The 13,991-nt window shown below is 40.7% G+C and carries 11 protein-coding genes; 4 read left to right on the top strand and 7 right to left on the bottom strand.

Going from position 1 to position 13,991, the window contains the following annotated elements:
- Positions 1–33 precede the first annotated feature (33 nt).
- The 6 genes from GO621_RS07450 to GO621_RS07475 form a co-directional block, all read right to left on the bottom strand.
- On the bottom strand, positions 34–1,119 hold the full coding sequence (locus GO621_RS07450; RefSeq protein ID WP_157565634.1) for an efflux RND transporter periplasmic adaptor subunit: 1,086 nt from the start codon (positions 1,117–1,119) through the stop codon (positions 34–36).
- Between the two features lie 5 nt (positions 1,120–1,124).
- Positions 1,125–4,382 carry an efflux RND transporter permease subunit gene (locus tag GO621_RS07455; RefSeq protein WP_317163402.1) on the bottom strand — a complete coding sequence of 1,086 codons (3,258 nt, stop codon included), beginning with the start codon at positions 4,380–4,382 and terminating at the stop codon, positions 1,125–1,127.
- Between the two features lie 13 nt (positions 4,383–4,395).
- Positions 4,396–5,784, bottom strand: a complete 1,389-nt coding sequence (locus GO621_RS07460) for a TolC family protein (RefSeq protein WP_157565637.1) — start codon at positions 5,782–5,784, stop codon at positions 4,396–4,398.
- A gap of 104 nt (positions 5,785–5,888) precedes the next feature.
- Entirely contained in the window at positions 5,889–6,191 is a 303-nt protein-coding gene (locus tag GO621_RS07465) for a hypothetical protein (protein ID WP_157565639.1), read from the bottom strand.
- Positions 6,192–6,682: 491 nt separating this feature from the next.
- Positions 6,683–7,384 carry a Crp/Fnr family transcriptional regulator gene (locus GO621_RS07470; RefSeq protein ID WP_157565641.1) on the bottom strand — a complete coding sequence of 234 codons (702 nt, stop codon included), beginning with the start codon at positions 7,382–7,384 and terminating at the stop codon, positions 6,683–6,685.
- On the bottom strand, positions 7,374–7,601 hold the full coding sequence (locus tag GO621_RS07475; RefSeq protein ID WP_157565642.1) for a hypothetical protein: 228 nt from the start codon (positions 7,599–7,601) through the stop codon (positions 7,374–7,376). Before GO621_RS07475 ends, GO621_RS07470 begins: the two co-directional genes overlap by 11 nt.
- 381 nt (positions 7,602–7,982) lie before the next feature.
- Here GO621_RS07475 and GO621_RS07480 point away from each other — a divergent pair, with 381 nt between their 5' ends.
- On the top strand, positions 7,983–9,851 hold the full coding sequence (locus tag GO621_RS07480) for a chloride channel protein (RefSeq protein ID WP_157565644.1): 1,869 nt from the start codon (positions 7,983–7,985) through the stop codon (positions 9,849–9,851).
- 79 nt (positions 9,852–9,930) lie between these two features.
- Here GO621_RS07480 and GO621_RS07485 read toward each other — a convergent pair whose 3' ends face one another.
- Positions 9,931–10,131: a hypothetical protein gene (locus GO621_RS07485; protein ID WP_157565645.1), complete on the bottom strand. Its 201-nt coding sequence runs from the start codon at positions 10,129–10,131 to the stop codon at positions 9,931–9,933.
- Positions 10,132–10,278: 147 nt separating this feature from the next.
- Here GO621_RS07485 and GO621_RS07490 point away from each other — a divergent pair, with 147 nt between their 5' ends.
- From GO621_RS07490 to GO621_RS07500, 3 genes are all read left to right on the top strand, one after another.
- On the top strand, positions 10,279–11,952 hold the full coding sequence (locus GO621_RS07490) for a carbamoyltransferase C-terminal domain-containing protein (RefSeq protein ID WP_157565647.1): 1,674 nt from the start codon (positions 10,279–10,281) through the stop codon (positions 11,950–11,952).
- 125 nt (positions 11,953–12,077) lie between these two features.
- The gene (locus GO621_RS07495) at positions 12,078–12,800 is read left to right on the top strand and encodes a PIG-L deacetylase family protein (RefSeq protein WP_198170166.1); all 723 of its coding nucleotides are present in this window, start codon (positions 12,078–12,080) and stop codon (positions 12,798–12,800) included.
- 724 nt (positions 12,801–13,524) lie between these two features.
- Positions 13,525–13,923, top strand: a complete 399-nt coding sequence (locus GO621_RS07500) for a hypothetical protein (RefSeq protein ID WP_157565650.1) — start codon at positions 13,525–13,527, stop codon at positions 13,921–13,923.
- Positions 13,924–13,991: the final 68 nt, after the last annotated feature.

Consider the following 13,991-nt stretch of genomic DNA (forward strand, 5'->3'; position numbering starts at 1 on the left):
ATAGTTGAACGAAGTTAGGCAAGGCTTAAATGATCACTTCACCTCATCGCCTTCTTTAATTTCATCTGTTCCCTGCAATACAATCCGGTCGTTAGCTTTAAGTTTGCCAAAAACTTCTGTTGAATCATGTGTAGATAATCCTTCCTTTACATCAATAAGGGCCGCTTTGCCTTCACGAACGGCTACTACGTATTCGCGTTCTGTTGAACGTACAATAGCACTGTTAGGAACCAGTAAGGATTTAGCCCCTGATTGCATGGGTATATGCACTTCGGCATACATGCCTGGTTTAAGTTGCCCGTTTGTGTTGATCACATCTATTTCGATCGCTTCCTGACGCATACTTCCTAAAGCATTAGCAGAACGGCTGATCTTAGCGGTATGCTGCTGGCCGGGCATCGCATTAAATGTAAACCGGACAGGGCTTTTTAAATCAACCTTGTCCACATAATCTTCTGGTATATCAACTTGTAAACGCAATTTCCGTGTATCCTGCAAAATTAGCATGGGCTGATCTGTAGATTTGCCGGGAGCAACCAAAGCACCGGGAGATATATTCCGCTGAATGATCATGCCATCAAAAGGTGCATAAATATTAAGGTAGCCTATCATAGTACGAACAGATGCCACGTTTGAACGCTCGGCATTAGCGATAGCCGCATCAGCTTTCATTCTTGACAGAGCGTTATCTAAATCAAGCGGTGAAACCGAACCTGGCTCAGTTGCTGCTTCTTTTAACCGCTGATATTTTTCTTTGCTGGCCGAAGCGGTTTCCTGCGCTTGTAAATAACGTGAATTTGCGGATTGGAGTTGCGATTGCATTTCGGGAGCTTCCAAAGTAACCAGCAACTGGCCTTTTTTAACTATGGAGCCACGATCAACATAAACCTGTTTAACAAACCCGTTTATTTTTGGAAACAGGTTAACTTCATTAAAAGGCTTTAACTGCCCTGGTAAACGGGCGGATGATGATAATGCTTTTTCTGAAACCGTACCAAGCTCATGCTCCCTTGTTGTTTTGCTTTTTTCGCTTACAGTTATATCAACCGGTTTTTGGTTGCCTGAACAGGCATATAATAAAAAGCTGGTAGCAGCTAATAAAATTATTTTAAATTTCATGATGTTTATGCGTTAACAGGTTCGGGTTTAGTTTTAGCTTGTGTTTCTGGTTCAGTTTCACTTTCAGGCATTAAGGCAGGCGAATCATAAGTAGTCTTATCCTGTACCCAGGCAAATACTTGCGGCAGGATAAATAAGGCGGCCAGTGTCGAGGCAAACAAACCGCCGATTACAGCGCGGCCTAATGGTGCCGATTGTTCGCCAGCTTCTCCCATGCCGGATGCCATCGGGACCATTCCTGCAATCATGGCTAAGCTGGTCATTAAAATTGGGCGCAAACGGATTGAGGCACTGGTTACAGCAGCTTTGGTAGCATCACGGTATTCTAATCTGAGGTTTTCTGCATTGGTTACAATCAGGATCGCGTTAGCTACTGAAACGCCAACGGACATGATCATACCCATATAAGATTGAAGATTTAGTGTAGAACCAGTGATCAGCAGCATAATCAGCGAACCAAAAACGACAGCAGGAACCGTAGAAAGCACCGTTAACGAAACTTTAAATGATTGATAATTAGCTGCCAGCAGGAGGAAAATAACCAGAATTGCAAATAGTAAACCATTTTGTAAGCTGGACAAAGTATCAACCAAAAGCCCAGACATACCACCGATGGTAGCCAATAGTCCTTTTGGCGGTGTCCCTAATGATGCTACCGCTTTTCTGACATCTGAAGTTGCTGTGGCTAAGTCCGTTTTATAGATATTGGCACTTACCGTGAGAAAACGGCGGGGCCCGCTGCGGTCGTACTCACCGGGAACATAAGTAGTTTTAAAAGTAGCAATATCGCCCAAAACCGGACTGCTTTGCCCTTTAACTAAGGGAACTTCTTTAAGCTGGTCCATCGTGTTCATCACATATTCCGGCACCTGCACCTGTACCTGGTAAGTGTAAGCACCTTTTTCATCCAGCCACAAATTTTTCTCGGTAAAACGGCTGGAGGAAGTACTGGCTGTTACAGAACGGGCAATCTCTTTGATATTTAACCCTAACTGTGCCGCTTTTAACCGGTCGAGCGTAATCGCAATAACCGGAAATTTTAAGGGTTGCACAATTTGTACATCCCGCAGGTAACTAATCTTTTTGAGCTTATCAACCACTTTATTAGCATAACCTTCAATTTGCTCCATATCTTTTCCGGCAACCTGCACTTCTATAGGTGTTGATGCACCCTGGCTCATGATCTTTTCAGTCATGTCAATAGGCTCAAAAGTGATTTGCAGTTCCGGCAGCTCATGGGCTATATTTTTACGTAAGGCGTCTTTCAGCTCATCCATGTTCACCTTATAATTTTCATCCAGGTTTACCTGCAGAATGGCTTCATGGGTACCGGTATTAAAAATATATAAGTTACTGCTGCCATAACTGCTCGGGATCAGGCCGATATAGCCGGATGTAATTTTTACATGATTGTTAACCGTTTTGTTAATGATCTGCAGTACCTGCTTAAACTTATCCTCCGTGCGTTCGAGGCGCGTTCCTTCGGGCTCTTTGATCCGCATCTGGAACTGTCCGTTATTTATTTTAGGCATCATATCTTTTCCTATGTAAAAGAAGCATAAGCCCGCCAGCACAATTACACTTACAAGGTAAAAAGGCACGATCAGCCGTTTGTTGGGCATCCAACGATTAAGGATATTGATAAAACGCATTTTCACCTTTTCAAAAAAGTCGTTCTTTTCAGGCTCCTCATGTTCAATAGCCTCATGTTTGTTGATCTGGACCTCCTGCTGATGATCGAGCCCTTCGCCTGCATGCGCATGAATGTGCCCGTGCTCCCCATGCTGATAACGTTCCGCTTTAATCAGCCAGTTGCTCAGGATAGGGACCACCGTTTGCGCCAATACGTAGGACACGATCATGGTTAAACCGATAGACATCGAAAGCGGCAGGAACATGGCTTTAGGCACGCCGCTCATCATAAAAGAAGGTGCAAAAACAGCAAGGATACAAAGCAGGATCAGCAGTAACGGAAAGGCAATTTCTTCGCAGGCATCATAAATAGCCAATCGTTTTGATTTGCCCATTTCCAGATGCTGGTGTATATTTTCAATCGTAACTGTTGCCTGGTCGACCAAAATACCGATGGCAAGTGCCAATCCGCTTAACGTCATGATATTAATGGTCTGGCCGAAAAGGCTAAGCAATAAAACCCCAATCAAAATAGAAACCGGGATGGTGATTACCACAATTAAACTGCTTCTCCAATCCCGCAAAAACAGCAATACCATTAAACCAGTTAACAAAGCGCCCAATCCGCCTTCGGTCATTAAGCTTTTTACTGCGTTTACCACAAAAACAGACTGGTCAAACTCATAAGAAAGTTTTACATCATCTGGCAGCAGCGACTGCATTTCCGGCAACTTGCTTTTCAGGTTTTGCACCACAGTCCAGGTAGAAGCATCTGCTGTTTTTACCACCGGAATATATACCGAACGCTTACCATTTATCAAGGCATAATCAACCGTAACATCGGCCGCATCTGCTACCCGCGCTACATCTTTTACAAAAATGGGGACACCGTTCTGTGTTTTAACCGGGATGTTGCCAAAGTTCTCCGAATTCTTGATCAGGGTGTTCATGGTAGTCAGATAAATGGTATTATCTAACCGAAGGTTCCCCGAAGGCGACATTACATTGAACTTGGAAAGGGCATCTACTACTTCATCCGGCGTTAAATTATAACTACGCAGCTTATCCGGATCAACATTGATGGTGATAGAACGCGCATTAGCGCCAAACGGCGGAGGTGCCGAAAGGCCGGGAATAGTAGCGAACATCGGCCTGATGCGGGTAGCAGCCAGATCGTAAATATCTTTTAAACTACGTGAAGGGCTTGAAAAAACCAATTGGCCAACAGGCAAAGAAGAAGCATCAAAACGGATCACCTGCGGCGGCAATGCCCCCGGAGGGAAAAAACTGGTTGCCCGGTTTACCTGCAAAGCTACCTGTGCCGAAGCTTCGGCCATGTTAGTGCTTTCGTAAAATTCCAGCTTAATCAATGTTAAGCCCTGAATATTTTTACTGGTGATGTTTTTTATCCCGTTAATGTACAGAAACTGGTTCTGTAAACCGGTGGAGAAGAAGCCTTCCATTTGCTGCGGCGACATACCGCCATAAGATTCAATAACATAAATGGTAGGCAGGTTAAGCTGAGGGAAAATATCTATAGGGATTTTTATTGCGCTAAGCACTGCAAATAGTAAAAGGCTCATGGTAATTACCATGGTGGTAATTGGCCTTTTAAGTGCTGAGGTGACCATTGACATATACTTGTTATTTTAATAGGTTAAGTAATGAAGCAACTTGATTTTGGGCGATGGCTTTCTGGAACAAGGCGCGGCAGTAAGCATTTTTGGCATTGGTATAATCCGTTTCTGCACGGAAAAGAATATTTAAGGCAGCATCCAGTTCTACAATATTGGTTAGGCCGTTTTTATAAAGCGAAAAATTGCGCCGGTAAGCTGCTTCTGCTGCCTCCAGCTGTATGGGTATTTCGCGAAGCCGTTCTTGTGCCGTAAATAATTCTGTATTTGCCTGGCCAGAACTTAATGCCAAAGCGTTTTGCTGTTCCTGCAAGGCTTTTAAAGAATAATTAGTTGCTGCTTTTTGTACGCCAAGCCGCAACTGCCTTCTTTTCAGATCGAAAATATTATAGCTAATACCTATACCAACCAAATAATTACTCCGCTGAAAACCCCAGCCGGTTGAGAACGCATTGAAACTATCACTGTTATCTACGCTCGAACCCCGGCCCCAGGCCGCTCCTTCCAGCAATATTTTAGGATTATAGCTTTTTTTCACTAATAATTCTCTTTGCCGATTGGTTTCAACAAGTGATTTGTAATAGTTAATTAAGGGGTGATTTACCGTATCAACGCCTAAAGCCGCAAACGGTGTGGAAGCAATTAACTGAGGGACAGCATTGGTATCGGCAACCATTTCAACAGGAGGAATTCCGCTGATGGCAGAAAGCTGTAACTGTACCTGTTTGGATTGATTAACCAGCTCGATATAATTTAAACGGGCTTTAGAAAGTTCGGCAGTTGCAATAGAAGTATCAACCCCGGCCCTTACCCCGCTCCGGGCAAGCGACAATATAGAACGCCTGATTTCTTCGTTCCGCCGGATATTTTTCTGCTGGATTAAAAGCAGGTTTTGCAGGCGCAGCAGTTCCAGATAATTGCTGATGGCATAAGCCTGTAACTGGTATTTTGACCGTGCAAACTGGTTTTGTTCTGTTTTAACTTCGGAAATAGCTACTTTATTTTCGGCATCATAAGCACCAAAATTGTAGATCTCCCAATCGAGGGAAGCAATACCTAAATTGGTTAAAGCTGCATCTGTATTACTGGCAGTGCGCCTGCCGCCCGAATTGGATGGAATGATACCAAACCCAAAATAGCCGCCGGCGGTATTGTTATTGGTGCCGATATCCGCCTGGTAATTTAAGTTAAGGTTTGGCAGCCAGTTATAGCGGGTTTCGTTTGCTTCTGCTTTGCGGATTTGAATGGCAGCAGAATCTGTTAAAAGCGAAGGCGCCGTTTGGTTAATGCGGTTAAGCAAAGTATTTAAACTGATTGGCACAGTTTGCTGCTGGGCATAAACCTGATTTTTAATTAAAAAGAGCAAGCATAGTATCCAGACTTTTTTAAGGCTAAGCATAATTTATTGTTAAATTTCTGAAAATAACGATGGTTAGTGCAGTGATAAAAACTTCACATTTCAAAGCAGCCCCAGTAAAAACAAAGGCTGAAATTTTCAGAAAATCAAATGCTTAATTTGCCCACCAGGAGGAAATAATGGTTTTGGGGCACTATTTGAAAAAAGGTACTTTTTAAATGATGCTGGATATTTTTTAAGGATGACCGAAAGCCAAGTCCTAAAAAAAGGGCGATAAAAGAAGCATAATGCAGCAACAACTTAAAAACAGGGGCAGCAACTTTTTGCTGGGCAGCACTCATTTCTGCCACAACATCTTCCGTATATTCCCCTTCTTTTCTTTTTCTGATCAGCTTAGATAATAAAAAACGGTTAGACTGTTGATCTGTGTTTAAAACCCTTTTATACATATTAAATGCAACAAGCGGTTTTGCCAAAAGCAAAAACACCAGCATACAGATCAATATTTTTATGGATTTTAAAGCGTGCATCAGTAATTAAAAAAATACTGCATTATCAGAACTCAAATTTCAATATAAATCTGTTCTCTTTCTGCTGGTAACGTAATTGTTGCAATAATTGAATTGTAAATTTTAAAGGACCTACCATCCTTTCACCAAAAAACGCTCGGATTTTTACCTGATAAAAGAAGCATTACATTTTTTTTGTCAATTGCTACTGTTCCTTGCTTTATTATATATAAACTGTTTAACCCTTTTTTCTGGCCTCTTTTTGGGGTTGATACTTCTTTTATCACCTAAAAATCAATCAACTTTCGGTATTGATGTGAACAAACACAATTTATGGTGATAAAAGAAGTATTGCCTTTTGGATAGTAATTTAAAAAGGCGCTTAAAGGTGCTGCAACTGAAGTATCAGGTATAATGAGGGGGACTTCGTTTTATAAATCATTTTCGCTGGTAAGCTTTAACAGCATTTCCTCATTGGTTATTACAATGCTTTTACCTTTCAGGGCGATAAAACCATTACTTATAAACTCGTTAATGATGCGGAACAGGGTTTCATATACTACGCCTGCATAAGAAGCCAGGTCCTGACGGGAAAGCTCGATATTGATACAACCGTTTTCATTAACACCAAACTGGTTTTTTAAGGCCAATAAGGCCTGCGCAATTCGTCCTTTAACAGACATGTGTACCAAATCGCGCATCCTTTTTTCTGATTGTTGTAGTTCATTGGCAAAAAACCGCATCAACTTGTAGGTTAACTGTGTGTTGATCATCAGGGTAGATTCAAAAAAACCCATGTCGATATAACAAACGATACTAGGCTCGAGTGCAGTGGTAGATACGGGGTAAAAAGATTGTTCCCCTAAGCCAAGGTGCCCTAAAATATCGCCCTTTTTAGCAAACCGTATAATCAGGTCTTTTTCGGCACCCCATTTTTTATAAACCTTGGCGCTACCTTCATATACAAAATAAATGCCTTTTACCGGGTCTCCTTCTTTAAAAACAGGCTGGCCTTTTTTTACAAAAAAATTCTTTTTATGCACTTCGATGGCTGGCAGCCAATCCTTTAGGCAAAGCTTGCATAAGAAACAGCTTTTAAGGTCGCACGCTTTGCTGATCGTTTTAATTTCCAATAATAAAAGTTAAAATAAAGCATGCAAAATAAGGATTAATTGGCAAAAGAAAGGTTATTACAGGATAACCTTGTTTTACCTGCAGGCAAGGATACTGGGCCATGCTTCTTTTATCGATATAAAAAAGATAAGCACCGGTTTTTAACTGGCTAAAAGAAGCACCATTTTTACGGATAAAAAACAGAACCGTAAAAACCTGTGCACTAATTTTTAACAATTGTGGCCTTTACTGATTAACGTTTTGGTTCCAGGAAGCGATATTAAAGATTGCCCAAGTATACATATTACAGATCCTGTAAATACAGGCCACGGAAACGAGCGTATACCGTTTATATTAATCCCCCGTACATGTGAGTCAACTAACGTTAACCTCATTAATTGACCTAAAAACGAAACCACCTACAATCATCAGGTTTGCGCCTGCTAATATTGTTTTTACAATGTTTTTACTACTTAAATAAGTAAAAATTTAAGTATATTATTGTTTTAAACATATTAATTACATTTGCTGCTATTGTTAAAACCAGCAGAAACCCTACTTTTGCAACAATTTAACAACACCTCTTTTTAAAGTTATCTCTATAAGTACAGCTTAACTATGAATAAAGCCATGCCTGAAACAGGAATACCAGTTTCGCCTATTTTAGAAAAAATAATGGATAGCAAAGCTGGCCCGCAAAAAAATATAGTGGCAAAAAAGCGTTTGCTTAAAATATCAGTGCTGGCAGTGCTGGTGGCTGCTGCCATCAGCATTATTGCTAAATTTTTAATCTACCTGATCAACCTGGTAACCAATATTTCTTTTTACGGGAAGTTCGATATCAACTATCATAGCCCTGCAAATAACCATTTAGGGCTTTGGGCAATCCTGATTCCTGCAATTGGCGGGGTAATAGTAGGTTTTATGGCGCTTTATGGCTCAAAAGCCATCCGCGGACATGGGATTCCGGAAGCAATGGAACAGATTTTAGTAAATCAAAGCAAGATCAAGCCTTCCCTTATCTATTTAAAACCCCTGTCATCAGCAATAGCTATTGGTACAGGAGGGCCTTTTGGCGCAGAAGGGCCGATCATAGCAACCGGAGGCGCACTGGGCTCAACTTTAGGACAATTGTTTAAGATCACATCGGGAGAACGAAAGATCATCCTGGCAGCAGGAGCAACGGCGGGCATGTCTGCCATATTCGGAACACCAATTGCCGCAGTTTTTCTGGCTATCGAGCTGTTATTGTTTGAGTTTTCTCCGCGTGCCATCCTTCCTGTGGCGCTGGCTTGTATTACAGGCGCTGCAGGCCACCATTTGCTGTTTGAAGCAGGGCCTGTTTTTCCGATGCCCGATTTAACCACGCCCTCTAACGTAGCTTTAGGAATTTATAGCGCTTTAGGAATAATAGTTGGCTTTTTATCATTAGCTGTAACTAAGATCGTTTATTTTATTGAGGATAATTTTGAAAAACTACCCATACACTGGCAATGGTGGCCGGCAATAGGCGGTCTGGTGGTAGGCTTGATCGGTTATTTCGCGCCTCATACTTTGGGTGTAGGTTATGATAATATCACCAGCCTTTTATCCGGCTCACTTCCTTTAACCATCGTTTTAAGTTTGCTGTTCTTTAAATTCCTTTCCTGGGCTATTGCGTTAGGAAGCGGTACATCCGGCGGTACGCTTGCCCCTTTGTTAACGCTTGGCGGCGCTGCAGGCGCTGTTTTAGGTGCTTTAATTTTAAGCATCTTTCCTAACTGCGGCATCAGCATACCTCTGGCTGCTTTAACAGGCATGGCGGCTATGTTTGCAGGCGCATCTAGGGCTTATTTAACCAGTATCACTTTTGCACTCGAAGCTACTATGCAGTCGCACGCTTTACTTCCTTTGTTAGGCGCTTGCACAGCTTCTTATTTGGTTTCTTTTTTCCTGATGGAAAACACCATCATGACCGAAAAAATAGCCCGGCGCGGGGTTTTTACCCCTGATTCTTTTGAACCCGATTCTTTAGGCAAGCTAACGGTTTCGCAGGTAATGAGCGCAAACACGCGCATTCTTCGTGAAGAAGACACGGTTAAGCATATTAAAGACTGGTTAAGCAACAATCCCTCTATGCAGCAAAACTATTTTATTGCCGTTACAAGAGAGGATACTTTCGCAGGCATTTTACAGCTTACAGACCTTTATAAACAAGCGCTGGAACCTGAAAACCCTGTAAGAACAATTTTAAAAAGCAGTAATGCTTATATCCAGCCGCTGGATTCTTTAAGAAAGGCTGTTAATATAATGTCGGCAGCGGGCTTAGAGATTTTACCGGTGGTTTCTTCTGCTGACAATAAAGTAACCGGCGTTCTTACCTCCGGGGATATCTTAAATAATTACAGTTCTTATCAGGATGAAAATGAACAGCCAAGCACTCATATTTCTTTTAAACGCCAGCGTTTAAAGCTATTGCTCCGGAGGAAAAAGTTATTGAAGGCATAAATATTTTCATCTTCATTGTAGCGCTGCTTGTTATAACCCCAGGTTCAATTTATGCATATCAATCATCATGCTTCTTTTATCACCTAAAAATCAGCATGGCTTTAATATTGAAAAACAATATTTCAATTTTATAAGAGATTTTTAAAATTATCCCGCGCCATTCAATATGCCCTGTATTGGCCCTGATGCTTCTTTTAGCGCTATAAATTGGTATTTGCCCCTTGCTTGCCGGTGCAAAAGGCAAACGGCCTTGCCAATTTTTAGGTGATAAAAGAAGCATGGCCCTTGTTAGCGTAACCTTTTTGCTTCTGCAGTTATTTGTGTTGGTAAAGCTTTGCCGCCGGCTTTATTATTAATAATTTTTTGGACTCAAACTATTTTGTATCCTTTGCGCTATTACTAATCTAAATAAACCTATTTCTTATATATGGCAACACCTTCTATTTTAGGTATCAACAGAACACAAGACGGAACAATTTCGGTTTTTGAAGGCGGAAAACACATCCTATCCATTCACAAAGAACGCCTGACCAAACGCAAGCACCATTGGGGAAGGCTGGGCGATATGAAATTATACAAAGAGCACATTCCAACAGTTAACCGACAGTATGATTTAATTGTGGAATGCTGGTCGGCAGATAACGAGATCGAAAAAAAGGAACAATACCACGAAGAGCTGCGAAGGGAATTTCAGTTAAAAGATAATGCCCGCATTATCGAAATTTCGCACCATCTTTCCCATTTATACAGCGCTTTCCCGCCATCCGGTTTTGATACTTGTGCGGTAATGATTATTGATTCTGTTGGCAGTCCGGTTGAACATATTAAATACGATTATCCGGGAAAAGAAGGCAAAGCAAACCTGTTTGAAGTAGCGTCTTATTATTACTGCCATAACGGCAAAATTAAGTGCATCAAAAAACAGTTGCACGACCGGAACCCTGAAAAGCCGAACGGATTGGGCAACTTTTATTACAAACTAACCCAGTGTTTATTTGCGGGAGAAGGCAGCGAAGGAAAAGTAATGGGATTGGCCGGATATGGCGATCCGAGTAAATTGGATTTACCTGATTTGATTGTGAAAGAAGGCGAAGTGATGATTCCGGAAGAATGGCGGGAAGCATTCAAATCAACTGAATACTTTTACAGCAGCGAAGAAAAAACTTTCCAGGAAAAAGCCGATTTTGCAGCAAAAGGCCAGGAAGTTTTTGAAAAAGCCTTGATTGAAATTGCAGCCTGGTTAAGCGAAATTACCGGGACAAAAAACATTGCGTATGCCGGCGGCTGCGCTTTAAACTGCGTTGCCAATACCCGCGTTTTAGAGCAGGGTTACGATCTGTTCATCCCGCCAGCGCCGCATGATGGCGGAACTTCTGTTGGCTGTGCCATTTATGGTGCGATGGAATGCTTCAAGCTAAAGAACGAATTTGACTGGAGGTTTGATTATTTAGGCCCGGAGGTAAATATCAGTGAAGTAACCAAACTGATGGAAAATTACCCGGAATTAACGATCCAAAAACCAGAAAACTTAATTGAAGAATGCGCTAACCATATTTATTGGGGGAAAATTCTTTGCGTTTTCCAAAGCCACAGCGAGTTCGGGCCGCGGGCTTTAGGTAACCGAAGTATTGTAGCCGATACGCGTTATGCCGTTAACAAATTCTGGATCAATACTTTTATAAAAGGCCGGGAATGGTTTAGGCCGATTGCGCCATTTGTATTGCAGGAAGATGTAAGCAAGTATTTCCATTTTAAAGGAAGGGCGCCGTTTATGCTTTTCACCGCGTTTTTGCAGGATGAATACAAGCACAAATTTCCAACTATCGAGCATATTGATTACAGCGCCCGCATCCAAACCGTAAGCAAAGAAGACAATGCTTTTATTTACGATCTGATCACTAAGTTCAAAGAAAAAACAGGCGTTGGTATTATTGCCAATACTTCTTTTAACGGCAAAAATGAGACGATGGTAGAAACTTTAACCGATGCTATTAATTGCTTTGTAAAGCATCCAATCCATCATCTGGTTGTTCCGCCGTTTATCATTTCCAAAAAAACACCGGTTACCAATCCTTTGCAACTATCCAGTTATAAAGTATAAACCAGTTTCAATTTTATTTTGGATGCTTCTTTTATCGACTAAAAATCTAAATTTCTTTATCTGAAGAAAACACCGGTAAAAGAAGCATCCGCATTTTTCCAATATCAATTTAAAAGGTACTGCGTTTGAAAATCTACATTTTATCGCCTCATATTGATGATGCGGCCTTTTGTCTTTCGCTAAATATTTCCAGGTTTGTTGCCAGCAATGTTCCGGTAACGCTGATCAATTGTTTTACCGTTTCTGCTTTTACCACCATTAATTGCGGTGTAAAAGGTAAAGATGCGGTAAGCATTTTGCGAAAAGACGAAGATGTGTCTTTTAACCAAATATTTAATTCTGCTATTAATATTATTAACCTGGATCTGTTAGATGCACCGCTAAGGAATAAATACATTCATCAGTTCCATCAATTTAACTCAACGGAATTAGATATTATTGAAGAAATCAGAAGCTTTTTAGCAGCAAACGCAGGTGGCTTGATTTTTTGTCCGCTTGCTTTAGGGAACCATATCGACCATACCATTTGTATAGAAGCTGTTGCCAAAATTTATCCAAATAAACAGGTAATTTTTTATGAAGATCTGCCTTATACATCGAGAGTTACACAGGATGAAGTAGATGACCATATTAAAAATTTAGAGGGGAAATTAAACGTAAAGCTGGAAAGCTTTATCGGCGGTTTAGCAAACAGTAAAATTGACAAAGAGCAAGCAATCAGGGTTTACAAAAGCCAGGTGAATGATGAAATTTGTTCGGAGATCATTACCTACATGAACCATCTTGGCGGGGAAAGGCTTTGGGGCGAAGCTGAAATAATTAAGCAGTTAAAAGAAGCATTGGCGTAAATAAGTTTTATAAGTTAAAGAGCCTGTTTTAAAATTTATTCCATATTTTTTGTATGCTTCTTTTTTTTGGCTAAAGCCGCTACCTGCGTTCATATCACCCACGGCCTGAAGGCCGTGGCAATTTTAAAGCCTGGTTTTACGACAGGTTTTTGTTTGTTATGCTGAATTGTACCTGTTGGACAGAACATTCCTTCATTTTCAAATGTGGTTGCCACGGCCTTCAGGCCGTGGATAAAGGATAACCGGCAACAGGCTTTAGCCAAAAAAAATAAAAAATGAGGGCATTAAAAGAGCATCAAACAAAAGGACAAAATTTAAACAGCTTCAAAGATGCTATTAAAGCTTTTTTGAATAAAAGCTAAATAGCAACTAAATCACTAAAGACCTATAAGGTTTTAAAAACCTTATAGGTCTTTAGTGATTTACCGGGTAAAAATTGGTGTTTACATTTAATGGATCAAAAAAACAATGGTTAACATTTTTAGGTGATAAAAGAAGCATTAACCTAAAAAATCAAAATTTAATGGCCAGCATTTTTAGTTGATAAAAGAAGCATCGGCCCCAAAAAAAGAGGGCCAGAAAAAAAGTTTAAATAACTTCAAAGATAAAAAGCCGAATAACAACGCAGCCGATTAATGTTTTATTCGTATTTTTTTTACGGTTTTCAAACCATTTTTACACTAATTAATTATAGATTAGCTTACTTTTTAGAACGTTATCATTCATGATAAGAAAACGATTGGTTGGGTCTGCCAAACCGTTAAAACAGGAAATCCATCTTAATATTAAGCGAGGAACGGCTCGTGGTGTATTCTCCATCGCTTATTTTGAAGATCACGGGCACCAAATTGCTTATCTGCCTGCGCTTAATCTAACTTCATACGGAAATAATAAACATGAGGCCATTCAAATGCTGGATGAGGTGGTAGATGATTACTTAGATGGCCTGTTTTCACTTCCGGAACCACAAGTTGTTTCAGAGTTACAAAAGTTAGGATGGAAAAGAGATCCGATTTTTAACAAGGATTTTACAGCAGATGCACACATCGATAGAGAAGGTATTTTAAGAAATTTTAATCTTCCGGCAGAAACTGAGATAGAACAGCAACTAATGTCTGTGTAAATGGGAAATGATCGTCCGGTCAGAGTTTCCTGTTGGGTTAAATTTTTAGAGAGTAAAGGATGCAAACC

This window comes from Mucilaginibacter arboris (genome assembly GCF_009754915.1).
Classification (GTDB): Bacteria; Bacteroidota; Bacteroidia; order Sphingobacteriales; family Sphingobacteriaceae; genus Mucilaginibacter_A; species Mucilaginibacter_A arboris.

Excerpts from the sequence above, each read along its gene's own strand:
- GO621_RS07450 (WP_157565634.1), bottom strand. The coding sequence starts at position 1,119 with ATGAAATTTAAAATAATTTTATTAGCTGCTACCAGCTTTTTATTATAT.
- GO621_RS07455 (WP_317163402.1), bottom strand. The coding sequence starts at position 4,382 with ATGGTCACCTCAGCACTTAAAAGGCCAATTACCACCATGGTAATTACC.
- GO621_RS07460 (WP_157565637.1), bottom strand. The coding sequence starts at position 5,784 with ATGCTTAGCCTTAAAAAAGTCTGGATACTATGCTTGCTCTTTTTAATT.
- GO621_RS07465 (WP_157565639.1), bottom strand. The coding sequence starts at position 6,191 with ATGTATAAAAGGGTTTTAAACACAGATCAACAGTCTAACCGTTTTTTA.
- GO621_RS07480 (WP_157565644.1), top strand. The coding sequence starts at position 7,983 with ATGAATAAAGCCATGCCTGAAACAGGAATACCAGTTTCGCCTATTTTA.
- GO621_RS07485 (WP_157565645.1), bottom strand. The coding sequence starts at position 10,131 with ATGCTTCTTTTATCACCTAAAAATTGGCAAGGCCGTTTGCCTTTTGCA.
- GO621_RS07490 (WP_157565647.1), top strand. The coding sequence starts at position 10,279 with ATGGCAACACCTTCTATTTTAGGTATCAACAGAACACAAGACGGAACA.
- GO621_RS07500 (WP_157565650.1), top strand. The coding sequence starts at position 13,525 with ATGATAAGAAAACGATTGGTTGGGTCTGCCAAACCGTTAAAACAGGAA.